The sequence below is a fragment of the Kitasatospora sp. NPDC053308 genome (assembly GCF_055585785.1).
Genome location: NZ_JBVJJY010000006.1, coordinates 411,826 through 433,924 on the forward strand (window position 1 = coordinate 411,826; position 22,099 = coordinate 433,924).

General features: G+C 71.3%; 20 protein-coding genes and 2 riboswitches. Of the genes, 12 read left to right on the top strand and 8 right to left on the bottom strand.

Annotated elements, in window-relative coordinates:
• The first annotated feature begins 38 nt into the window (after positions 1-38).
• On the top strand, positions 39-1,016 hold the full coding sequence (locus tag ACZ6Y7_RS17315; RefSeq protein WP_465758713.1) for a carbohydrate kinase family protein: 978 nt from the start codon (positions 39-41) through the stop codon (positions 1,014-1,016).
• Here the strand turns inward: ACZ6Y7_RS17315 and ACZ6Y7_RS17320 are convergent.
• Positions 1,009-2,406 (bottom strand): aminotransferase class V-fold PLP-dependent enzyme, encoded by a 1,398-nt coding sequence (locus tag ACZ6Y7_RS17320; protein ID WP_465758714.1) that lies wholly within the window; start codon positions 2,404-2,406, stop codon positions 1,009-1,011. The two genes, ACZ6Y7_RS17315 and ACZ6Y7_RS17320, sit on opposite strands and share 8 nt — an antisense overlap.
• A 363-nt stretch (positions 2,407-2,769) precedes the next feature.
• On the opposite strand from ACZ6Y7_RS17320, the gene ctaC reads away from it, so the two are divergent.
• The 4 genes from ctaC to ACZ6Y7_RS17340 all read left to right on the top strand — a co-directional run bounded on the left by ctaC (position 2,770) and on the right by ACZ6Y7_RS17340 (position 7,237).
• The gene (ctaC, locus tag ACZ6Y7_RS17325) at positions 2,770-3,624 is read left to right on the top strand and encodes an aa3-type cytochrome oxidase subunit II (protein ID WP_465758715.1); all 855 of its coding nucleotides are present in this window, start codon (positions 2,770-2,772) and stop codon (positions 3,622-3,624) included.
• On the top strand, positions 3,621-5,396 hold the full coding sequence (gene ctaD, locus ACZ6Y7_RS17330) for an aa3-type cytochrome oxidase subunit I (protein WP_465758716.1): 1,776 nt from the start codon (positions 3,621-3,623) through the stop codon (positions 5,394-5,396). Before ctaC ends, ctaD begins: the two co-directional genes overlap by 4 nt.
• Positions 5,396-5,812 (top strand): cytochrome c oxidase subunit 4, encoded by a 417-nt coding sequence (locus tag ACZ6Y7_RS17335; protein ID WP_465758717.1) that lies wholly within the window; start codon positions 5,396-5,398, stop codon positions 5,810-5,812. Before ctaD ends, ACZ6Y7_RS17335 begins: the two co-directional genes overlap by 1 nt.
• A 168-nt stretch (positions 5,813-5,980) precedes the next feature.
• Positions 5,981-7,237: a L,D-transpeptidase gene (locus tag ACZ6Y7_RS17340; RefSeq protein WP_465758718.1), complete on the top strand. Its 1,257-nt coding sequence runs from the start codon at positions 5,981-5,983 to the stop codon at positions 7,235-7,237.
• A gap of 42 nt (positions 7,238-7,279) precedes the next feature.
• On the opposite strand, the gene ACZ6Y7_RS17345 is transcribed toward ACZ6Y7_RS17340, so the two are convergent.
• The 5 genes from ACZ6Y7_RS17345 to ctaE all read right to left on the bottom strand — a co-directional run bounded on the left by ACZ6Y7_RS17345 (position 7,280) and on the right by ctaE (position 12,095).
• Complete coding sequence (locus tag ACZ6Y7_RS17345; protein ID WP_465758719.1) at positions 7,280-7,651, bottom strand: GntR family transcriptional regulator; 372 nt, start codon at positions 7,649-7,651, stop codon at positions 7,280-7,282.
• Between the two features lie 110 nt (positions 7,652-7,761).
• A complete protein-coding gene (gene qcrB, locus ACZ6Y7_RS17350; protein ID WP_465758720.1) occupies positions 7,762-9,420 on the bottom strand; it encodes a cytochrome bc1 complex cytochrome b subunit in 1,659 nt (552 codons plus the stop codon).
• Positions 9,417-10,469, bottom strand: a complete 1,053-nt coding sequence (gene qcrA, locus ACZ6Y7_RS17355) for a cytochrome bc1 complex Rieske iron-sulfur subunit (RefSeq protein WP_465758721.1) — start codon at positions 10,467-10,469, stop codon at positions 9,417-9,419. Before qcrA ends, qcrB begins: the two co-directional genes overlap by 4 nt.
• 8 nt (positions 10,470-10,477) lie before the next feature.
• Positions 10,478-11,287: a cytochrome bc1 complex diheme cytochrome c subunit gene (gene qcrC, locus ACZ6Y7_RS17360; protein ID WP_465758722.1), complete on the bottom strand. Its 810-nt coding sequence runs from the start codon at positions 11,285-11,287 to the stop codon at positions 10,478-10,480.
• A gap of 187 nt (positions 11,288-11,474) precedes the next feature.
• A complete protein-coding gene (gene ctaE, locus ACZ6Y7_RS17365; RefSeq protein ID WP_465758723.1) occupies positions 11,475-12,095 on the bottom strand; it encodes an aa3-type cytochrome oxidase subunit III in 621 nt (206 codons plus the stop codon).
• A 396-nt stretch (positions 12,096-12,491) separates the two neighbouring features.
• Between ctaE and ACZ6Y7_RS17370 the strand changes: the two genes are divergently transcribed.
• The 3 genes from ACZ6Y7_RS17370 to ACZ6Y7_RS17380 all read left to right on the top strand — a co-directional run bounded on the left by ACZ6Y7_RS17370 (position 12,492) and on the right by ACZ6Y7_RS17380 (position 15,907).
• On the top strand, positions 12,492-12,917 hold the full coding sequence (locus ACZ6Y7_RS17370) for a response regulator (protein WP_402223459.1): 426 nt from the start codon (positions 12,492-12,494) through the stop codon (positions 12,915-12,917).
• A gap of 173 nt (positions 12,918-13,090) precedes the next feature.
• A complete protein-coding gene (gene trpD, locus ACZ6Y7_RS17375) occupies positions 13,091-14,167 on the top strand; it encodes an anthranilate phosphoribosyltransferase (protein ID WP_465758724.1) in 1,077 nt (358 codons plus the stop codon).
• 192 nt (positions 14,168-14,359) lie between these two features.
• Positions 14,360-14,478: riboswitch (SAM riboswitch) on the top strand.
• Between the two features lie 52 nt (positions 14,479-14,530).
• Complete coding sequence (locus ACZ6Y7_RS17380) at positions 14,531-15,907, top strand: aminotransferase class V-fold PLP-dependent enzyme (protein ID WP_465758725.1); 1,377 nt, start codon at positions 14,531-14,533, stop codon at positions 15,905-15,907.
• A 54-nt stretch (positions 15,908-15,961) separates the two neighbouring features.
• Here ACZ6Y7_RS17380 and ACZ6Y7_RS17385 read toward each other — a convergent pair whose 3' ends face one another.
• Both ACZ6Y7_RS17385 and ACZ6Y7_RS17390 read right to left on the bottom strand, forming a co-directional pair.
• On the bottom strand, positions 15,962-16,243 hold the full coding sequence (locus ACZ6Y7_RS17385; protein ID WP_030240061.1) for an Lrp/AsnC ligand binding domain-containing protein: 282 nt from the start codon (positions 16,241-16,243) through the stop codon (positions 15,962-15,964).
• Between the two features lie 41 nt (positions 16,244-16,284).
• Entirely contained in the window at positions 16,285-17,067 is a 783-nt protein-coding gene (locus tag ACZ6Y7_RS17390; protein ID WP_465758726.1) for a rhomboid family intramembrane serine protease, read from the bottom strand.
• Positions 17,068-17,268: 201 nt separating this feature from the next.
• On the opposite strand from ACZ6Y7_RS17390, the gene ACZ6Y7_RS17395 reads away from it, so the two are divergent.
• From ACZ6Y7_RS17395 to ACZ6Y7_RS17410, 4 genes are all read left to right on the top strand, one after another.
• Positions 17,269-17,532, top strand: a complete 264-nt coding sequence (locus ACZ6Y7_RS17395; protein WP_465758727.1) for a hypothetical protein — start codon at positions 17,269-17,271, stop codon at positions 17,530-17,532.
• 372 nt (positions 17,533-17,904) lie between these two features.
• Positions 17,905-19,215: an NYN domain-containing protein gene (locus ACZ6Y7_RS17400; protein ID WP_465758728.1), complete on the top strand. Its 1,311-nt coding sequence runs from the start codon at positions 17,905-17,907 to the stop codon at positions 19,213-19,215.
• A 197-nt stretch (positions 19,216-19,412) separates the two neighbouring features.
• A complete protein-coding gene (locus tag ACZ6Y7_RS17405; protein WP_465758729.1) occupies positions 19,413-20,450 on the top strand; it encodes a C40 family peptidase in 1,038 nt (345 codons plus the stop codon).
• A gap of 338 nt (positions 20,451-20,788) precedes the next feature.
• Positions 20,789-20,942, top strand: a riboswitch (cyclic di-AMP (ydaO/yuaA leader).
• A gap of 10 nt (positions 20,943-20,952) precedes the next feature.
• The gene (locus ACZ6Y7_RS17410) at positions 20,953-22,074 is read left to right on the top strand and encodes an NlpC/P60 family protein (RefSeq protein ID WP_465758730.1); all 1,122 of its coding nucleotides are present in this window, start codon (positions 20,953-20,955) and stop codon (positions 22,072-22,074) included.
• Positions 22,075-22,099: the final 25 nt, after the last annotated feature.

Sequence of the window (22,099 nt, forward strand, 5' to 3'; positions counted from 1 at the left end):
CTGTCCGCTGGCCCCGCAGCACCCTGAGGAGACCTTCCGTGCGTATCGCCGTCGCCGGCTCGATCGCCACCGACCACCTGATGACGTTCCCCGGCCGGTTCGCCGACCAGCTCGTCGCCGAGCAGCTGCACACCGTGTCGCTGTCCTTCCTGGTCGACACCCTGGACATCCGCCGCGGCGGGGTCGCCCCGAACATCGCCTTCGGCATGGGTGTGCTCGGCCTCCGCCCGATCCTGGTCGGTGCCGCCGGCGCGGACTTCGCGGAGTACCGCAGCTGGCTGGAGCGCAACAACGTGGACTGCGAGTCCGTCCACATCTCCGAGACCCGGCACACCGCCCGCTTCATGTGCACCACGGACGAGGACCACAACCAGATCGCCTCGTTCTACACCGGTGCCATGGCCGAGGCCCGCAACATCGAGCTGAAGCCGATCGCCGACCGCGTGGGCGGCCTGGACCTCGTCCTGATCGGCGCCGACGACCCGCAGGGCATGGTCCGCCACACCCAGGAGTGCCGCACCCGCGGCTACGCCTTCGCCGCCGACCCCTCCCAGCAGCTGGCCCGCCTGGAGGGCGACGACATCCGCGAGATCGTGGACGGCGCCGCGTACCTCTTCACCAACGAGTACGAGGCCGCGCTGATCGAGACCAAGACCGGCTGGGACGCCGAGGAGCTCCTCACCCGCGTCGGCACCCGGGTCACCACCCTCGGCAGCAACGGCGTCCGGATCGAGCGCAAGGGCGAGGCGCCGATCCTGGTCGGCTGCGCCCGGGAGGAGGCCAAGGTCGACCCGACCGGCGTCGGCGACGCCTTCCGGGCCGGCTTCCTGGCGGGCCTGTCCTGGGACCTCGACCTGGAGCGCGCCGCCCAGCTCGGCTGCATGCTCGCCACCCTGGTCATCGAGACCGTCGGCACCCAGGAGTACGAGCTGCGTCCGAGCGGCTTCCTGAAGCGCTTCGAGGACAACTACGGCGCCGAGGCGGCCGCCGAGATCCGCGCGCACCTGGTCAAGTAGTCCGCCGCACGACGAGGTAGGCCGAGCCCCGGTCGCCGCCGTAGTCGGCGGCCGGGGCCTCGCCCGCGTACTCCTGCCCGCGCATCTCGCACCAGGCCGGGATGTCCAGCCGCGCCGCCTCGTCGTCGGCCAGCACGGCGACCGTGCCGCCCTCCGGCACCTCCCCGATCCGCTTCGCCAGCTCGATCACCGGCAGCGGACAGCGCTTGCCCAGGGCGTCGATGACGAGGGTCTCCCCCCGTACCTCAGGAGCCGGCAGGTCCAGCCCCAGCGGGGCCCGGACCCCGGCGACCAGCTCCGGCAGCACCGTGAGGAAGCGGTCCACGTCGGCCTCGGCCGTTCCGGGCGGCAGCGAGACCCGGACGTTCCCCTCGGTGAGCACCCCCATCGCCGCCAGCACATGGCTGGGCGTCAGCGTGGAGGAGGTGCAGGAGGAGCCGGAGGAGACCGCGAAGCCCGCCCGGTCCAACTCGGTCAGCAGGACCTCGCCGTCCACGTACAGGCAGGAGAAGGTGACGATGTGCGGCAGCCGCCGCACCGGGTCGCCGACCACCTCGACCTCGGGCACCAGCTGCGGCACCCGCGCCCGGATCCGCTCCACCAGCGCGTGCAGCCGGGCGTTCTCCTGCTCGGCCTCGGCCCGGACGGCGCGCAGCGACGCGGCCGCGGCCACGATCGCCGGGACGTTGACGTAGCCGGGCACCCGGCCGCCCTCGCGCTCGTCGGCGGGCAGCGGCGAGGCGTACCGGACGCCCTTGCGCACCGCCAGCACCCCGACCCCGGGCGGGCCGCCCCACTTGTGCGCGCTCGCGGTCAGCAGCGACCAGCCCGCCGGGACGTCCACCCGCCCGGCGCTCTGCGCCGCGTCCACCAGCAGCGGGACGCCGGCCGCGGCGCACAGCTCGGCGACCTCGCCGACCGGCTGGACCGTCCCCACCTCGTGGTTGGCGCTCTGCAGCGCGGCGAGCGCGGTGTCCGGGCGCAGCGCCGCGGCGAAGGCGGCCGGGTCGACCCGGCCGCCCCGGTCCACCGGCACCACGGAGACCTCGCCGCCCGCGCCCGTGTGGCGCTCGGCGACGTGCAGCACGCTGGAGTGCTCGACCGCGGAGTGCACCAGGTGGCCGCCGCGCCGCCGGTTCCCGGCCAGGGCGCCGAGCAGTCCGAGCTGGACGGCCTGCGTCCCGCTCGCTGTGAAGGCGATCTCGTCGGCCCGCGCGCCCAGCGCCGCGGCCACGGTCTCGCGGGCGGCGTCCAGCAGCATCCGGGCCTGGCGGCCGGAGCGGTACAGCCGGGCCGGGTCGGCCCAGCCCTCGTCCAGGGCGGCGGTCAGCGCCTGCCGGGCGACGGGGTGCAGAGGGGCCGTGGAGGCCGCGTCGAAGTACACGGTCACATTTAACGACACACCCGGCGGCCTTTCCGGCCCGGCCGTTCGGCTCACCCCCCGTCAGTCGATCACCCCGAATGTCCGCTTCGTCCGCGTCCGACGGGCCGTCACGGGCGTTGTCCGAGGTCATCCCCCGATCGGGCGTACGGACCTCGAATGCCTACGATGACCTGCGACGCAGCCCCTGCCGGGCCTGATCGGGCGACCGGGCGGCGCGTTACCGGGGGCTGCCCGTCAGGAGCGCATAAGGCTGGAGTAGGGTTTGGCCCGCATAAGCATTCAAACCGTGCCCGTGGACGGGTCGCCGGGGAGGCTCACAATCCTCCGCGGGGCGACGCGAAGGCGGGCGAGACTTCGGGAAGGCGCTACGTGAGTCCCAACGGCTCCGACCGCTCGCCGCGGCGCACGATGCGGCGGAAGCTGCCTCAGGCGCTGGCACTGGGCCTCGTCATCGCGACCGCCACCGGCTGCTCGGCCAACGACCTCCCCAGGCTTGGCCTCCCGAGCCCCGTCACCAAGGAAGGGCCGATGGTCCTCCAGATGTGGCAGGGGTCCTGGATCGCGGCGCTGGTGGTCGGCGTACTGATGTGGGGTCTGATCATCTGGAGCGTGATCTTCCACCGGCGCAAGCGCACCGGCGTGGAGGTCCCCCCGCAGACCCGGTACAACGTGCCCATCGAGGCGCTCTACACCGCGGTCCCCATCATCATCGTCTCGGTGCTCTTCTACTTCGTCGCCCGTGACGAGAACAAGCTGACGCACGTCTCCGAGAAGCCGCAGCACTACGTGAACGTGGTCGGCTTCCAGTGGAGCTGGGCGTTCAACTACGAGAACACCGAGACCCCTGACCCGGCCAACAAGGACGCCGCGTACGAGGTCGGGACGCCCAAGGACGCTCCGACGCTCTGGCTGCCGGTCAACGAGACGGTGCAGTTCCGTCTCACCTCGCGTGACGTCATCCACGACTTCTGGCCCGTCAACTTCATGATGAAGATGGACGTCGTGCCGGGTGTGGTGAACAAGTTCGAGGTCACCCCGACCGTCAAGGGCGACTACGTGGGCAAGTGTGCCGAGCTCTGCGGCACCGACCACTCGCGCATGCTGTTCAACGTCAAGGTCGTCGACCGCGCCGACTACGACAAGCACCTGGCCGAACTCCGCGCCAAGGGCCAGAACGGTGCGGTGCCCTCCGGCCTCATCGGCATGGGAAGTGAAGAGAAGTGACCATCCTCAACGAGCCCGCCGCGGCCGGCGGGGGCGCCGGTGCCGTCACGGTCGGGGCGCAGCGGACCCGCAAGCCGGGTTCGACCATCATCAAGTGGCTGACCACCACTGACCACAAGACGATCGGCACCCTGTACCTGGGCACGTCGTTCGCCTTCTTCCTGATCGGCGGCATCCTCGCCCTGGTCATGCGCGCCGAACTGGCTCGTCCCGGGACCCAGATCCTGTCGAACGAGCAGTTCAACCAGGCGTTCACCATGCACGGCACGATCATGCTGCTGATGTTCGCGACGCCGCTGTTCGCGGGCTTCGCGAACTGGATCATGCCGCTGCAGATCGGTGCCCCGGACGTGGCGTTCCCGCGTCTGAACATGTTCGCGTACTGGCTGTACCTCTTCGGTTCGACCATCGCGGTGGCGGGCTTCCTGACCCCTAACGGCGCCGCCAACTTCGGCTGGTTCGCCTACTCCCCGCTGTCGGACGCGGTGCACTCGCCCGGCGTCGGCGGCGACATGTGGATCATGGGTCTGGCCTTCTCCGGCTTCGGCACGATCCTCGGTGCGGTCAACTTCATCACCACGATCATCTGCATGCGCGCCCCGGGCATGACGATGTTCCGGATGTCGATCTTCGTCTGGAACGTCCTGCTGACCTCGGTGCTGGTCCTGCTGGCCTTCCCGGTCCTGGCCGCCGCGCTGTTCGCCCTGGAGGCCGACCGCAAGTTCGGCGCCCACGTCTTCGACCCGGCCAACGGCGGGGCGATGCTGTGGCAGCACCTGTTCTGGTTCTTCGGCCACCCCGAGGTGTACATCATCGCGCTGCCGTTCTTCGGCATCGTGTCGGAGATCATCCCGGTGTTCAGCCGCAAGCCGATGTTCGGCTACTCCGGTCTGATCGCGGCCACCATCGCGATCGCCGGTCTGTCCGTGACGGTGTGGGCGCACCACATGTACGTCACCGGACAGGTCCTGCTGCCGTTCTTCTCGTTCATGACCTTCCTGATCGCGGTCCCGACCGGTGTGAAGTTCTTCAACTGGGTCGGCACCATGTGGAAGGGCTCGCTGAGCTTCGAGACCCCGATGCTCTGGACGGTCGGCTTCCTGGTCACCTTCCTCTTCGGTGGTCTGACCGGTGTCCTGCTGGCCTCCCCGCCGATCGACTTCCACGTCTCGGACTCGTACTTCGTCGTCGCCCACTTCCACTACGTGGTCTTCGGCACCGTCGTCTTCGCGATGTTCGCCGGCTTCCACTTCTGGTGGCCGAAGATGACCGGCAAGATGCTGGACGAGCGCCTCGGCAAGATCACCTTCTGGACGCTGTTCTTCGGCTTCCACACCACCTTCCTGGTGCAGCACTGGCTCGGCGCGGAGGGCATGCCCCGCCGCTACGCCGACTACCTGGCCGCGGACGGCTTCACCACGCTGAACACCGTCTCGACCATCGGCTCCTTCGTGCTCGGCCTGTCGATCCTGCCGTTCCTCTACAACGTCTGGAAGACCGCCAAGTACGGCGAGAAGGTCACCGCGGACGACCCGTGGGGCTTCGGCCGCTCGCTGGAGTGGGCGACCTCCTGCCCGCCGCCGCGGCACAACTTCCTCACCCTGCCCCGGATCCGCTCCGAATCCCCGGCCTTCGACCTCCACCACCCGGAGATCGCCGCGCTGGACTACCTGGAGAACCACGGTGAGCCGGCCAAGCACCTCGCCGGTGTGACCCCGGCGAAGTACGACGCCCCGAAGCTGGGCAAGGGCAAGCAGGAGGGTGACGCCTGATGAAGGAACAGGGAAAGATCTTCCTGGGCCTGTCGGTCTTCGTGCTGGCCATGGCCATCACCTACGGCCTGTGGACCAACAACTCGGGCCCCGGCCTGGAGGCCGCCGGCACGACCGCGCTGTTCCTGGCCTTCGGCCTCTGCGCCTTCATCGGGTACTACCTCGCCTTCACCGCCCGCCGGGTGGACAGCGGCGCGGGTGACAACCCCGAGGCCGAGGTCGTGGACGACGCCGGCGAGCTGGGCTTCTTCGCCCCGCACAGCTGGCAGCCGCTGTCGCTGGCGCTCGGTGGCGCGCTCGCCTTCCTGGGCGTGATCTTCGGCTGGTGGCTGATGTTCTGGGCCGCCCCGATCATCATGATCGGCATCTTCGGATGGGTCTTCGAGTTCTACCGCGGCGAGAACCAGAACCAGTAGGTTCCGCTTCAGCCACAGGGCCGGTCCCCCCGCACGGGGGACCGGCCCTGCTGCGTCTCCGGGGGTGACGGACTCACTCAGCCGGGTGAAGGCCGGGCCGCTCGGATGTCGCTTCGCCGCCAGGCGTTCCTACGATCTGATCAATCGTGCGAACCCTCGGAGGCGGTCATGGCCGACAGGCGCGGAATCGCTGGTATAGGCAGCATCTCGCTGGCCCTCGCAGTGCTGGCCCCGCTGGCCGCCTGTTCGTCCGGTGAGGACGAGTCCGCCGGGCCGCACCGGATCGACGCGGGCCCGCTGGTCCGCCTCTCGGCCGACGGCAAGGTCGACCCCTCCCAGCCGGTCACCGTGACGGCCGTCGAGGGCAGCCGGCTCACCGACGTCACCGTGGTCGGCCCGGACGGCCGGGTGGTCGCGGGCCGGCTGGCCGACGACCAGCGCAGCTGGCAGACCACCGGCCGGCTGAAGGCCGCCACCGCCTACTCCGTCCGGATATCCGCCGACGACGGCAAGGGCGGCCGCGGCGACACCACCCGGGGCTTCAGCACCCTGGAGGCCCAGCGCCTGCTCACCGCCAAGCTCGGCCCGGACTCCTCCGGCAGCGGCGTCTACGGGGTGGGCCAGCCGCTCACCGTGCAGCTCTCCGAGGCGGTGAAGGACCCGCAGGCCCGTCAGGAGGTCGAGCGCGACCTGACCGTCACCTCCCAGCCCGCCGTCACCGGCGCCTGGTACTGGGTGGACGACAAGAACCTGCACTTCCGCCCGGAGGAGTACTGGCCGGCCGGGACGACCGTCTCGCTGGCCTTCGACGGCACCGGCAGCCGGATCGCGGACGGCCTGTACGGGGGCGACCGCAGTTCGCTGAAGCTGCGGATCGGCCCGCGGGTCGAGTCGGTGGTCGACGCGGCCGCCCATGAGCTCACCCTGAAGCGCGACGGCGAGGTGGTCCGGACCATCCCGGTCACCACCGGCAAGCCCGGCTTCGACACCCGCAACGGCGTCAAGGTGGTGCTCGGCCAGGAGCGGTCCGTCCGGATGAGCGGCGAGACCATCGGGATCGCCGCCGGCAGCTCGGAGGCGTACGACCTCGACGTGCAGTGGGCCACCCGGGTGACGTGGAGCGGCGAGTACGTCCACGCGGCGCCCTGGTCGGTCGGCTCGCAGGGCGTGGCCAACGTCAGCCACGGCTGCACCGGGATGAGCACCGAGAACGCCAAGTGGTTCTACGACAACACCCGGGTGGGGGACCTGGTGACGGTGGTGAACAGCCAGGGCGCCGCGATGGAGCCCTTCGGCAACGGCTTCGGGGACTGGAACGTCGCCTGGACGGACTGGGTCAAGCACAGCGCCGTCGGACAGCCCGTCAGCACCACCGCACCGGCCTCCCAGGCCCCCGCCGCGGGGATGATCCGTCCGGAGGTGTGAGCCCGGAGGGGTGGCGGGCGTGGCGCCGCCCCACCGGCCCCGTCAGGCCTCGGGGTAGGCCAGCCCCAGGGCGGTGACCACGGCGGCCAGGGCGTCCGCGTGGGAGAGCCCGAGGCGGGTCGCGCGCTCGGCGTACTCGCCGGCGGCCGCCGCGGCCAGCCGGTGCGCGGTGTCCCCGGCGGCGGCGATCAGGGTGCCGCGCCGGCCGTGGGTCTCCACCACGCCGTCGGCCTCCAGCTCCCGGTAGGCCCGGGCGACGGTGCCGGCGGCCAGCCCCAGCTCCTCGGCCAGGGCCCGCACGGTGGGCAGCTTCAGCCCGGCCGGCAGCTCCCCGCTGCGGGCCCGCTCGGCGATCTGGGCGCGGATCTGCTCGTACGGGGGAGTGGCGGACGCGGGGTCGACGGAGAGCTGCACGGGAGGCTCCTGGGGCGCGGGCTGGTACGGGGCTGGCGGATGCGGAAAGCCCGAGGGCCGCCGACCAGGTGAACTCTGGTCGGCGGCCCTCGGGGTGACGCGGTACGGGATCAGTGGTGGCCGTGGCCGCTGGTGATCTCGTGGTGCTCCTCGGCGGTCGGCTTGGGGATCTGGCCGCCCTCGCCGTAGTAGCCGCGGGAGAGCTTGGCCCGGGTGCGGGTGAGGACGCCGGCCTTGCGGGCCACGCCGTTCTCGTCCGTCTGGGCCGGCAGCTCGATCGGCTGGTTCTGCTCGTGCGCGGTGAGCTTGTACAGGTCCTTCTGCGGCAGCTGCGCGTGCACCTCGATGAACTCGCCGTGCGGCAGGCGCTTGATGACACCCGTCTCGCGGCCGTGCAGCACCTTCTCCTTGTCACGGCGCTGGAGGCCGAGGCACCAGCGCTTGGTGACGATGAAGACGACGACCGGGACCACGAAGAAGCCGACGCGGACGAAGTAGGTGATCGAGTTGATCGACAGGTGCAGGTGGGTGGCGAACAGGTCGTTGCCACCACCGATCAGCAGCACCAGGTACAGGCTGATCCAGGCGGCACCCAGGGCGGTGCGGACCGGGGCGTTGCGCGGACGGTCCAGGATGTGGTGCTCGCGCTTGTCGCCGGTGATCCAGCCCTCGATGAACGGGTAGACCGCGATCGCGACCAGGACCAGCGGGAAGATCATCAGCGGGACGAAGACACCCAGGTTCAGGGTGTGGCCCCACAGGCTGATCTCCCAGCCCGGCATGACGCGGATCAGGCCCTCGGAGAAGCCCATGTACCAGTCGGGCTGGGCGTCGGTGGAGACCTGGTCCGGACGGTACGGGCCGTAGGCCCAGATCGGGTTGATCGAGGCGATCGCCGAGATGGCGGCGATGATGCCGAAGACCAGGAAGAAGAAGCCACCGGCCTTGGCCATGTAGACCGGCATCAGCGGCATGCCGACGACGTTCTTCTCGGTCTTGCCCGGGCCCGCCCACTGGGTGTGCTTGTGGTAGAAGACCAGGATCAGGTGCGCTACCAGCAGGCCGAGCATGATGCCCGGGATCAGCAGCACGTGGATGGTGAAGAACCGCGGGATGATGTCGTGGCCGGGGAACTCGCCGCCGTACAGGAACATCTGCAGGTAGGTGCCCACCAGCGGGACGGCGAGGATCGCGCCTTCCATGAAGCGGATACCGGTACCCGACAGCAGGTCGTCCGGCAGCGAGTAGCCGAAGAAGCCGTCGAACATGCCCAGGACCAGCAGCAGGAAGCCGAAGACCCAGTTGATCTCGCGCGGCTTGCGGAACGCGCCGGTGAAGAACACGCGCATCATGTGCACGAGCATCGCGGCCACGAAGACCAGGGCGGCCCAGTGGTGGATCTGACGGATCAGCAGACCGCCGCGGACCTCGAAGCTGATGTCCAGCGTCGACGCGTACGCCTCGGACATGCCGATGCCCTTGAGCGGGACGTACGAGCCGTTGTAGATGACCTCGCCCATGGAGGGCTTGAAGAACAGCGTCAGGTAGACGCCGGTCAGGATGATGATGACGAACGAGTAGAGGCAGATCTCGCCCAGCATGAAGGACCAGTGGTCCGGGAAGATCTTCCGCAGGTTGGCCTTGGCGAGGGAGTAGATCCCCAGCCGGCCGTCCGTCCAGTCAGCAGCCGCTTCCCACTTGTTGGCGGGATTGGCGCGCGTGCTGGAGGGCTTGGCGGCACCGGTCTTGGTGCTGCTCGCGCTACTCATCGAGCACGCTCCCAGTAGCTCGGGCCGACGGGCTTCTCGAAGTCGCCGGTGGCGACCAGGTTGCCCTTCTCGTCAGTGGTGATCTTCAGCTGCGGCAGCGGGTGGCCGGCCGGGCCGAAGATGACGCGGGCGCCGTCCGCCAGGTCGAAGGTCGACTGGTGGCAGGGGCAGAGCGCGTGGTGGGTCTGCTGCTCGTACAGGCTGATCGGGCAGCCGACGTGGGTGCAGATCTTGGAGTAGGCGAGGATGCCCTCGAAGCCCAGCTCCTTGGACTTCTCGTCCTTGATGTCCTCCGGCGCGATGCGGACCAGCATCAGGGCGTCCTTGGCGATCCGCTGCTGGAAGTCCTCGTCGTGCGTGGACAGGCCCTCCGGCATGGCGAACGTCAGCGAGCCGACGAGGACGTCCTCGGGCTTCATCGGCTGCATGGTGTTCATGTTGACGAGCTGCAGGGGCTTGGTCTCCGTCGCCTCCTTCCAGCCGGTCTCCTTGAGCTTCTTCTCCGGGAGGGGGCCCAGGTCGCGGAGCAGGACCACGCCGGAGAGCGGGACCAGCGCCATCGACCCGATGAGGGTGTTGCGGATCATCTTCCGGCGGCCGAAGCCGGACTCGGCGGCACCGGTCTTGAACTGGTCGATGACGTCCGCGCGGACCTCGTCGGAGGCCTCGATCGGGTGACGCTCGGCCGGCAGCTCGACGTCCGACATCAGGGTGCGGGCCCAGTGGACCGCGCCCGCGCCGATCATGAAGAGGGCGACGCCCAGGGTCAGGCCGAGCGCGAAGTTCAGCGCGCTGACGTGGCCCAGCGGGAAGATGTAGACGATCTTGTCCGGGTCGATGGCCACGTACGAGGCGATGAAGCCGACGGTGGCGATCATCGAGACCACGAACATCAGCGAGACCTGGCGCTCGGCGCGCTTGGCGGCCCGCTCGTCGATGTCGGTGCGACGGGGCTCGTGGGCCGGCAGGCCCGGGTCGGCGAACGGGTTGCCGTGCTCGGCCACCTCGCCGGCGGAGCCGTGCGACTCCGGGAGCTTCTCTTCTGACATGTCGTGGCTCATGACTTCTTGGCCTTGGTGGTGTGGGCGGCGACCCAGATCGCGACCGCGATGAGCGTGCCGAGACCGAAGATCCAGCCGAACAGACCCTCGGTCACCGGACCGAGGCTGCCCAGCGTGAGACCACCGGGGTTGGGCTCTTCGCTAGTGGTGTGGCGGACGAAGGCCACGATCTGCTTCTTCTGCTCCTCGGGCATGGTGGTGTCCGGGAACGACGGCATGTTCTGCGGGCCGGTCTGCATGGCCTCGTAGATGTGCTTGGCGTCCACGCCCTCCAGCGACGGGGCGTACTTGCCCTTGGTCAGGGCACCGCCCTGGCCGGCGAAGTTGTGGCACTGGGCGCAGTTGGTGCGGAACAGCTCGCCACCCTTGGAGATGTCCTCGGGGTTGGTCGAGGTGTACTGCTCCTCCTTCGGGGTCACCGGGCCGGGACCGAGGGAGGCGACGTAGGCGGCGAGCTGGTCGATCTCGGCCTGCGAGTAGATGTTCTTCTTGCGCGGCACCTGGGCGCCGGGCTGCTGGGCCGGCATGCGGCCGGTGCCGACCTGGAAGTCGACGGAGGCGGAGCCGACGCCGACCAGGCTCGGACCGTCACTGCTGCCCTGGCCGTTCAGGCCGTGGCAGGAGGAGCAACCGACGGCGAAGAGCTTCTTGCCCTCATCGATCGCGAGCGACTGCGCGGCGACGTCGGCCTGCGCCTTGTCGGCGGGCGCGAACGCGGCGTACAGCCCCCCGGTTGCCGCCAGGGCGAGAAGTAGGACGACCAGCGCCGCCAATGGGTGGCGCCGTCGTGCGGAGAGCTTTTTCACGGAATAACCCCGGTGTCAGGATCTGGTCGACTGGTGGGTGCACCCGGCGGCCGGTCTGGCCGGCACGAGGCGGCCTGTCTAGGGCTGCGCGCGCGGTCGGTCGGTGGGAGCGTCGGCACCGGCAGAAGCGGCCCGTCGCCGGTGAGGGCGGGGGCCGCAGCCGGTGGCCAGCGACCTGATCAGCTGGTTACTTGATCAGGTAGATGGTCGCGAACAGGCCGATCCACACGACGTCGACGAAGTGCCAGTAGTACGACACGACGATCGCGGCGGTGGCCTGCTCGTGCGTGAAGCGCTTGGCTGCGTACGTCCGTCCCAGGACCAGCAGGAAGGCGATCAGACCACCCGTCACGTGCAGGCCGTGGAAGCCGGTGGTCAGGTAGAACACCGTGCCGTACGGGTCGGAGGACAGGGACAGGCCGTCCTCCTTGACCAGGTCGGTGTACTCGTACACCTGGCCGCCGATGAAGATCGCGCCCATTGCGAACGTGAGGATGAACCACGCCCGGAGCTTCTTCACGTCACCGCGCTCGGCAGCGAAGACACCGAGCTGGCAGGTGAGCGAGGAGAGCACCAGGATCGTGGTGTTGACCGAGGAGAAGGGCACGTTGAGGGCGTGGGCCTTCTCGGTCCAGAACTCGGCTCCCTTGACGGAGCGGAGCGTGAAGTACATCGCGAAGAGGGCCGCGAAGAACATCAACTCGGAACTGAGCCAGACGATCGTTCCGACGCTGACCATGTTCGGCCGGTTGACCGATCCGTGCGCGTGCCCGGTTTCTACTGCTGTTGCTGTCGCCACGACGGACATTATGTCGGTCCCTTATTCCGTCTTCACGCCGGGGGGTGTCCCTCGGAGTGTCCGGTGCGTGCGGTATGCCCGCTTGGGGGGCGGCGGGGTGCCCGGACGGGGGCTGAGCAGCGGCGTGTCCCTTTTCTGACGGTTCCTCGGAGCGGCCCGCGACCCCGTTGCCCGGCGCGTCGTTGCACGGTCGGAGTAGCCGGGAGAGGTAGGGGAGCGGCGCCCGGGTCGGCCGTACGGGTGGACCGCGCGGCTCCGGGTGACGGGCCCTCCGCCGGCCGGGTGAGCGCCGGGCGCGGCGGCTTGAGGAGGAAGGTGCGCGAGGGGGGCTCGGCGGCGGGTGATCGGGAGTAGCATCCGGATCAGGCGAACGTGGTCCGGATCACACTTGAGGGAGCAGGGTCCATGGCGTACACGACCGATGAGACGCTCACCGTCCTCGTCTACAGCGACGACCGCAACACCCGCGAGCAGGTGCTGACGGCGCTCGGCCGCCGGCCCGCCGAGGATCTTCCGGAGCTGTCCTACCTGGAGTGCGCGACCACCCCCGCGGTGCTCAAGGCACTGGAGAAGGGCGGCGTGGACCTCTGCGTGCTGGACGGCGAGGCGGTGCCGGCCGGTGGACTGGGGCTCGGGCGCCAGTTGAAGGACGAGATCTACGGCTGCCCCCCGGTGCTGGTGCTGATCGGCCGGCCGCAGGACTCCTGGCTCGCCGCCTGGAGCCGGGCCGACGCGGCGATCTCCCACCCGGTGGAGCCGGTGGCGCTGGCCGAGGCGGTCGCCACCCTGCTGCGGGCGCGGCTGGCGAAGCGGGCCCCGGCGGCCCGTTGAGCGGAGCGGGCCCGACGGCCCGTTGAGCGGAGCGGGCCCGACGGCCCGTTGAGCAGGGGCGTCTCAGATCCAGAGAAGACGGGGCCGTAGGGGCCGCGCCGCTCGATAGGCTGACTCCATCCGTACGGACGTCCTCCGGAGCCCGGGGGAACCGACAACAGCTGGAGTCAGCCATGGTGAACGTGAACCCTGCGAACGGCGGTAGCGACCCCGCGCAGGTGGTCCGCTCCTGGCCGGACCTCCTTGCGGCGCTGTTGAAGGGGGAGGACCTCGACCGCTCGTCCACCGCGTGGGCGATGGACCGGATCATGAGCGGCGAGGCGTCCCCCGTCCAGGTGGCCGGCTTCATGGTCGCGCTGCGGGCCAAGGGCGAGACGGTCGACGAGGTCACCGGTCTGGTGGACGCGATGTACGCGCACGCCGAGCCGCTGGACATCCCCGGCCCGGCGGTGGACATCGTCGGCACCGGTGGCGACCGGGCGAAGACCGTCAACATCTCCACGATGTCGGCGATCGTCGCCGCGGCGGCCGGCGCCAAGGTGGTCAAGCACGGCAACCGGGCCGCCTCCTCGTCCAGCGGCTCCTCGGACGTGCTGGAGAAGCTCGGCGTGGCGCTGGACCTCTCCGCCCGGCGGGTCGCCGAGGTGGCCGACGAGGTCGGGCTCACCTTCTGCTTCGCGGCGAAGTTCCACCCCTCGATGCGGCACGCCGCCACCGCCCGGCGCGACCTCGGAGTGCCGACCGCGTTCAACATCCTCGGCCCGCTGACCAACCCGGCCAGGGTCACCTCCCACGCGATCGGCTGTTTCGACACCCGGCTGGCCGGGCTGATCGCCGGGGTGCTCGCCCGGCGCGGCTCGACGGCGCTGGTCTTCCGCGGCGACGACGGGCTGGACGAGCTGACCATCACCACCACCTCGCAGGTGTGGGTGGTGCGCGACGGCGTGGTCACCGAGACCTCCTTCGACCCGCGCGACGTCGGCATCGAGCTGGTCGGCATCGAGTCGCTGCGCGGCGGGGACCCGGCGTACAACGCCGAGGTCGCGCGCCGGCTGCTGGCGGGGGAGCACGGGCCGGTCCGGGACGCCGTCCTGCTCAACACGGCGGCCGCGCTGGTCGCGCTCGACCTGGGCGAGGCACCGCTGGCGGAGCAGCTCGCCGCGGGCATGGCGCGGGCCGCCGAGGCCATCGACTCGGGTGCCGCGCAGGAGCTGCTGCGGCGCTGGTCGGAGGCCACCAGCCGGAACTGACGCGGTCGTCGGGGGCCCGTGCCGGTGCGCCGGTGCGGGCCCCCGGGCTGTCGGCCGCGCTGCCTGGAGTCGAAGGGTCGCGCCGGTGCCGAGAGCGGGGAGCCACCGGCGGGGCGAGCGGGCGAGTGGCAGCTGTCCGGATGGTGGATGGTCGTTTGACCACCCGGCGGACGCGACCTAGAGTCATCGCCAGGTCATGAGTGGCAGCGACAAGCCCCAGCTTGCTGTCCGGCAACCCTCCGTCCGTGGCGGGGTGCCCTGGGTGAGGACCGGGTCGCCACGGCAAACCGTCCGTGCGACAAGCGCGGACGCCCGACGACTTGCACTCCCGGGGTCCCCTACCCCGTGAAGGAGTGCATCCCGATGTCCCTCTCCCTCTCCACCTCCGCCTCCACCGAGGTCCTCGCCCCGCTCGCCGTGCTGGGCGCCGACGTCCAGGTCCCGCTCGCCAGCGGGGAGAAGGTCGGCTACGCGGCGCTCGACTACGCGGCCAGCGCGCCGGCGCTGCAGCGGGTGTGGGACGACGTCGCCGCGTACGCGCCGTACTACGGCAGCGTGCACCGCGGCGCCGGGTACCTGTCGCAGCTGTCCACCGACCTCTTCGAGCAGAGCCGCCGCACCGTGGCCGAGTTCCTCGACCTGCGCGAGGGCGACCAGGTGGTCTTCACCCGCGCCACCACCGACTCGCTCAACCTGCTGGCCGCCGCCGTCCCGGCCGGCACCCGGGTGTTCGCCTTCGAGACCGAGCACCACGCCTCGCTGCTGCCCTGGGCGCACGCCGGACTGGACGTCACCTACCTGCGGGCCCCGCGCTCGCGGGCCGAGGCGGTGGCCGCCCTGGACGCCGCGCTCGCCGGGGCGCCCGAGGGGCCGAAGCTGCTCTGCGTCACCGGCGCCTCCAACGTGACCGGCGAGCTGTGGCCGGTCGCCGAGCTGACCGGGACGGCGCACCGGCACGGCGCCCGGGTGGTGCTGGACGCCGCCCAGCTGGCCCCGCACCACCGGGTCTCGGTGCGCGAGCTCGGCGTCGACTGGATCGCCTTCTCCGGCCACAAGCTCTACGCGCCGTTCGGCGCCGGGGTGCTGGCCGGCCGGGCGGACTGGCTGGACGCGGCCGAGCCGTACCTGGCCGGCGGCGGGGCGACCCGGACGGTGGCCCGGGAGGCCGACGGCTCGGTGGCCGTGCAGTGGCAGACCGGCCCGGCCCGGCACGAGGCCGGCTCGCCGAACGTCATCGGCGCCTACGCGATCGCCTCGGCCTGCCGGGCGCTGCGGGAGGCCGGCTTCGACGCGCTGGAGGCGCGGGAGCGGCAGCTGGTCGAGCGGCTGACCGCCGGGCTGGCGCGGATCCCGGAGGTCAAGGTGCTGAACCTGTTCGGGGAGGGCTCGGCCCGGGTCGGCGTGCTGTCCTTCGTCGTCCGGGGCTGGAACAGCTCGCACTTCTCGGCCGCGCTGTCCGCCGAGTACGGCATCGGGGTGCGCGACGGCCTGTTCTGTGCCCACCCGCTGGTGCGGACCCTGCTCGGGGACGAGGACGTCGCCCCGTCCGAGTGCGGCGCGCCGGAGCCGTCGCTGCCGGGCGAGCGCAGCCTGAACGCGATCCGGGTGAGCTTCGGCGCCGGGACGCCGGACGAGCACGTCGACCGCTTCCTGACCGCCGTCCGGGAGCTGGTCACGGACGGCGCGGCGTGGAACTACCGCAACGAGGGCGGCCGTTGCGTCGCGGACAGCCGACGGTAGGGCTGAGCCGCCGACTGAGCCGCCGCGAGGGCTGAGCCGCCCCGCTGCTCGTCGTCACTCGTCCAGGCCGAGGGCGAAGGCGGCTTCCAGGTCGTGCTGGGAGTAGGTGCGGAAGGCGATCTGGGTCTCGGTGTGGGCCACGCCCGGGACCTTGTTGAGCCGGCCCGGGATGACCTCCGCCAGGTCGTCGTGACGGCGCACCCGGACCATCGCCACCAGGTCGTAGCCGCCGGTCACCGAGTACACCTCGCTGACGCCCTCGATGGCGGCGATGGCTTCGGCGATCTCCGGGATGCGGTCGACGCTGGTCTTGATCAGGACGATGGCGGTGATCACTGTTCGGGCTCCTTCGTGGGGTGCCGCCAGCGTATCGGGCGTCAGCCCGGTCGTCTCGAGGGGTGGCGGACCACCGTGCAGGCGTACAGGAAACCGGCCGAGAAGCCGATCACGTGGACCAGGTAGGCCACCCCCGGGCCCGCCGCGTGCACCGACCACCACTGCAGGGCGAACCAGAGGCCCAGCACCAGCCAGGCCGGGAAGCGCAGCGGCAGGAAGAACAGCAGCGGGACGAGCGTGGTCACCCGGGCGCGCGGATGGAAGCGCAGGTAGGCGCCCAGGACGCCGGAGATCGCGCCGGAGGCTCCGATGAGCACCCGGGTGGAATCCGGCGAGTGCGCCTCGGCGAGCGCGAAGCCGTACGCGGCCAGGCTGCCGACGGCCAGGTAGAAGAGGGCGTACCGGGCCCGCCCCACACGCCGTTCCACGGTGGGGCCGAAGACGTGGAGGAAGAGCAGGTTGCCCAGCAGGTGCAGCCAGCCGGCGTGCAGGAAGAGGCCAGTGAGGGCGGACAGCGCCGGGTGCTTGCCCGGGGTCGGGGCGGCCGGGCAGCCGGGGACGGGCTCCGGGGCCTCGGCCAGCTGTGCGGCGGTCAGCGCCCGCCCGGTCAGCAGCTCGGCCGGGACGGCGCCCCAGCGCTGCTCGTACCGCTGCTCCGCGCAGACCCGGGCCTGGCCGGTGCCGTACAGCGGGTTGAGCCCGGCGGCCGGGCCGAGCAGGAAGACCAGGGTGTTGACCGCGATGAGGCCGTAGGTGACCACCGGGGCGGGCGCCTGCGGCCGATCGCCCCGCTCGGCGGTGTGGTCGGGGGCCGCGAGCGCCATGCGGCCAAGCATCCCTCGGGGCGCCGCAGGTGACACGGCGGTTTACGGCAGGTGGACTAGCCCCGGTATTCCGCTGACCGGTGGTCGTGATGGTTGCCCCAGGCAATAGGCTTGGGCCGGGCATTCCCGCCTCCCGCCGCCGACGCCGGGGCTCCGGGGGGAGCGCCTCGCCCACGCAGGGACCACCCGAGAGGACCCCCGATGACCGTCCCCGCCCTGACCCCCGAGACGCGCTGGCGCTGCACCCTGTGCGGCAACCTGACCCGGTTCGACGTGACCCGCACCGCGCGGGTGACGGAGTTCCTGCACTTCGACCTGGCCGGTGATTCCAAGGTCGAGGAGACCGAGGTGCTGAGCGAGACCGTCGAGTCGGTCCGGTGCCGCTGGTGCAACGCCGTGGACCAGGTCGAGCTGGTGGCCCGGCCGGGTGCCGAGGACGTGGAGGCCCCTGCCGAGCAGGGCTGATCCCGGTACGGGCGGTGGGCGGTGCGCGGCGCGCCCGTCCGCCGCACGGGACAATACAGAACAGACAAGACGCACGGAGCGTGACGACAGGGGGCGGTCGCGGCCGTACCCCGCCGGAACAGGATCGGAGCCGAGGACGTGGTGGACGCAGCGAAGGAGCCCGGCGAAGCGCAGGGACTTCCGCCCGCTGCGCAGGCGCAGGCGTCGGACCCGGGGACGGGCCCGACGGAGAGCGCCGCGTCCGGAGCGGTCGAGCCCGCGGGCGCAGACGGGTCCGAGCGCTCCGAGCGCTCCGGGCGCTCCGAGGGTTCCCAGGGTCCCGAGGGTTCCGAGAGTTCCGAGGGTTCCGCGGGGGTCCCGGCCGAGCGGGCCGTGGAGAAGCTGGACCGGCCGCTGCCCGAGGGCGTGCGCCGACGGGTGGTCGGGCTGGCCTCGGACGCGCTGGGCGGGCTGCCGCCGGGGGAGCTCCCGCAGAGCCTGCGTCAGTACGTGAAGTTCACCCCCGCGCGGCGGGCCAAGTACGCGGCGACCGCGCTGGCGGCGGCGCTGGAGGCGGAGCCGGCCTTCCGGCTGCGGATAGCGGAGCGGCTGCGGCTGGGGCAGCCGGACCTGGTGCGCGCCCTGGAGTCGGGCACCGTCCCGGGGGCCGCCGATCCGATGGACGTCGCGGCCGCCGCCTACCTGGTGCGCTCGGCGGGCTGGAGCCGGCTGGTCGCCGAGGCGGGCGAGGAGGCCGAGCGGGCCGGCGCCGAGGACGCCGCCGCGGAGGCGGCCCGGCTGGTGGAGAAGCTGCAGGCCGAGCTGGCCGAGGTGCGGGCCGCCGCGCGCGCGGACCTGGAGCGGCAGCGCGCGGAGTTCGAGGGCGTCCGGCGGGAGGCCGAGTCGCTGCGCAAGAAGGTGCGTTCGCTGGAGAGCGACACCCGCCGGGCGCAGGCCGAGACGCGCCGGCTGGCCGGCGAGCTGGAGGCCGCGAAGGCCCAGGGCGCGGCGGAGCGCTCCGCGGCCGAGACCGAGGCGCGCCGGCTACGGCACCGGGTCTCCGAGCTGGAGAACGCCGCCGAGCAGGGCCGCCGGTCGGCCCGCGAGGGACGCAGCGTGGAGGACATGCGGCTGCGGCTGCTGCTGGACACCGTGCTGCAGTCGGCCCAGGGGCTGCAGCGGGAGTTGGCGCTGCCGGTGTCCCAGATCCGCCCCGCGGACCTGGTGGAGGCGGTGGTGCCGGGGGCGGCCTCGCCGCACGACGTGGCGCGGCGGGGGCTGGCCGAGGACGACCCGGCGCTGCTGGACCAGCTGCTGGCGATCCCGCAGGTGCACCTGGTGGTGGACGGCTACAACGTGACCAAGACCGGCTATCCGACGCTTCCGCTGGAGCAGCAGCGGATCCGGCTGCTGGGTGGGCTGGCGATGCTGGCCCAGCGCACGCAGGCGGAGGTCACCTGTGTGTTCGACGGGCAGGACCTGGACGTGCCGGTGATCATGGCGCCGCCGCGCGGGGTGCGGGTGCGGTTCAGCCGGACCGGGGAGACCGCGGACGAGCTGATCCGCCGTCTGGTGCGGGCCGAGCCGCAGGGGCGTCCGGTGGTGGTGGTGTCCGCCGACCGGGAGGTCGCGGAGGGCGTGCGGAAGGCGGGCGCGCGCCCGGTGGCCTCGGTGTTGCTGCTGAACCGGCTGGCCCGGCCCTGAGTGTCGGGGGCGGCATGACGCCTGGTCAGAAGCGGGTTCGCGGTCGTGTGCGGGTCCCGTGAAGTCAGTGTGGGAAACCGAGTTCACGCCTTCGGGGGAGTGGCAAAACGGGTAGATCTTCACTAGGGTCTGGCGTCAAACCTATTTTCCGGAATCTCATCCAATCGGGTGAGTCCGATGGAAGAAGGAGCCGGTCCTTGGCCTCCCACCGCCGTCCCAAGCAGCCGAGCCGCGCGCGGATCTCCGTGCTCACCGCTGCCGCTGCGACCGCGGTCGCCCTCTCCGCCCAGGTGGCGGCGCACGCCGCGCCGCAGCCGAACAAAACGGACGTCAAGGCGCAGATCGACCAGCTCCAGGAGGAGCAGGAGCAGGCGGCGGAGAAGTACAACGGCGCCAAGGAGCGGGCCGACCAGCTGCGCAAGCAGGCCGACCAGCTGCAGGACCAGGTGGCCCGCGGCCAGGAGCAGATGGCCCAGCTGCAGAGCGGTCTGGCCGAGGTGGCGGGCGAGCAGTACCGCACCAACGGCATCGACCCGTCCGTCCAGCTGATGCTCTCCTCCGACCCGTCCGGCTACCTGGACAAGGCCTCCACCGTCCAGCAGGCCAGCACCACCCAGGCCGAGGCGCTCAAGGGCCTGCTGGACCAGCAGCGCCGGCTGGACCAGGAGAAGGCCGAGGCGGCCGCCGTGCTGGCCTCGCTGGACGCGACCACCAAGGACCTGAACCAGGCCAAGGCGGACGTCAACACCAAGCTGAAGGCGGCCCAGGACCTGCTGAACTCGCTCAGCGCCGCCGATCGCGCCGCGCTGAAGGCCCAGCAGGCGCAGGACGACCGCGCCTCGCGCGGCAGCGACCGGGTCGACCTGAGCAGCCTGCCGCCGGCCAGCGGCTACGCGGCCGTGGCCGTGGCCAAGGCGATGAGCAAGCAGGGGTCGCCGTACGTGTGGGGCGCCACCGGGCCGACCACCTTCGACTGCTCGGGCCTGATGGTCTGGTCGTACGGCCAGGCCGGCGTCTCGCTGCCGCGCACCTCCCAGGAGCAGGGCCACTACGGCACCCGGGTGCCCTCGCTGGACCAGGCCCAGCCCGGCGACCTGGTCGTCTACGGCGCCGACATGCACCACGTCGGGATGTACATCGGCAACGGCATGGTGGTCCACGCGCCGCACACCGGTGACGTGGTGAAGGTGATGAAGGCCGATGCGATGCCCATCAACACGATCCGCCGGGTCTGACACCCCGACACGCCGCCGGGCCGCTGTCCGGGGGCTGTGATCCGCGCCACCCTCCGCAGGGGGTGGCGTCCGGGTTTTCGAGCGTTTCACGGCTCCGGGGTGAGGCCTGATCAGCCTTGCGTGCGGCGGCGGTCACCATCGGTCATTTTCACAAAAGAACTTGGGTAATCTTCCGTCTTTTTTCTGACAAGGATTTGAACCGATCACGGTTCAGTTACTAGGGTCGTGCCCCGAACCACCGCACTGTCGATCACCCAGCAAGGGGTGGCGGCGGTGGTTACCGCCGAGTTCGCAAGGCAGCGGGGCAGGTCGAAGCGACTGCCGACAGGGGAGCCCAGTGGTCGGGGGCGCTGCGGAGCGGAGCCGGGGAACCACGTTCCTCCGGGGTGAATCGGCGCCAGGTCGGCCGGTGGAACGGCCGTGAGGCGTCGTAGGGCATGCTTCCGGCCCGAACCCGTCAGCTCACCCGGTAGGCGGACGTAGGAAGAAGGAGTCCGCCTTCGTGGCGTCCCATCGTCGTCCCAAGCCCGCGAGTCGTGCCCGCGTCTCGATCCTGACCGGCGTCGCCGCGGCAGCCGTCGCGCTCTCCGCGCAGTCCGGCGCCCACGCCGACCCGCAGCCGACCAAGGACCAGGTCAAGGAGCAGGTCGACCAGCTCAACGAGCAGGCCGAGGTGGCGACCGAGCAGTACAACGCCGCCCAGGAGAAGCAGCAGGCCCTGGAGAAGCAGGTCGCCGGCCTGCAGGACCAGGTGGCCCGTCAGCAGGCCCAGGTGACCGACCTGCAGGGCGGCCTCGCCGAGATCGCCGGGGAGCAGTACCGCAACGGCGGGATATCCCCGACCGTCCAGCTGATGTTCTCGTCCAGCCCGGACAACTTCCTCAACCAGGCCGGTGCGCTGAACCAGGCCGGGGACACCCAGAAGAACCAGCTGAAGCAACTCCAGGAGCAGCAGCGCAAGCTCGACCAGGACCGCACCGAGGCCCAGGGCAAGCTCGCCGAGCTGGAGTCCACCACCCAGCAGCTGAAGGCCTCCAAGGAGGAGGTCCAGAACAAGCTGAAGGCCGCCCAGGACCTGCTCAACACCCTGACCGAGCAGGAGCGCCAGGCGCTGCGCGCGGCGGAGGAGAAGGCCGCCGCCGACGCCAAGGCCCAGGCCGACGCCGCGAAGGCGCAGCAGCAGGCCGCCGACCGCGCCTCGCGCGACAACGGCCGCAGCGACCTCTCCACGCCGACCTCCACGCCGGTCGCCAAGCCGCCGGCGCCCGGCAGCTCGCGCGGTGCCGCCGCGCTGTCCGCCGCCGCGTCCAAGATCGGCAGCCCGTACGTGTGGGGCGCCACCGGCCCGAGCTCCTTCGACTGCTCCGGCCTGATGGTCTGGGCGTTCAACCAGGTCGGCGTCTCGCTGCCGCGCACCTCGCAGGAGCAGGCCCACGCCGGCACCCGGATCGGCACCGACCTGTCCCAGGCCCAGCCCGGCGACCTGCTGATCTTCTACTCGGACGCCCACCACGTCGGCATCTACGCCGGCGGCGGCCAGGTGCTGCACGCGCCCAAGCCGGGCGCGTCGGTCCGCTACGAGGCCGTCACCAACATGCCGCTGTCCGGCATCGTGCGGGTCTGACCCCCGCTCCGCGCCACCAGGCCCG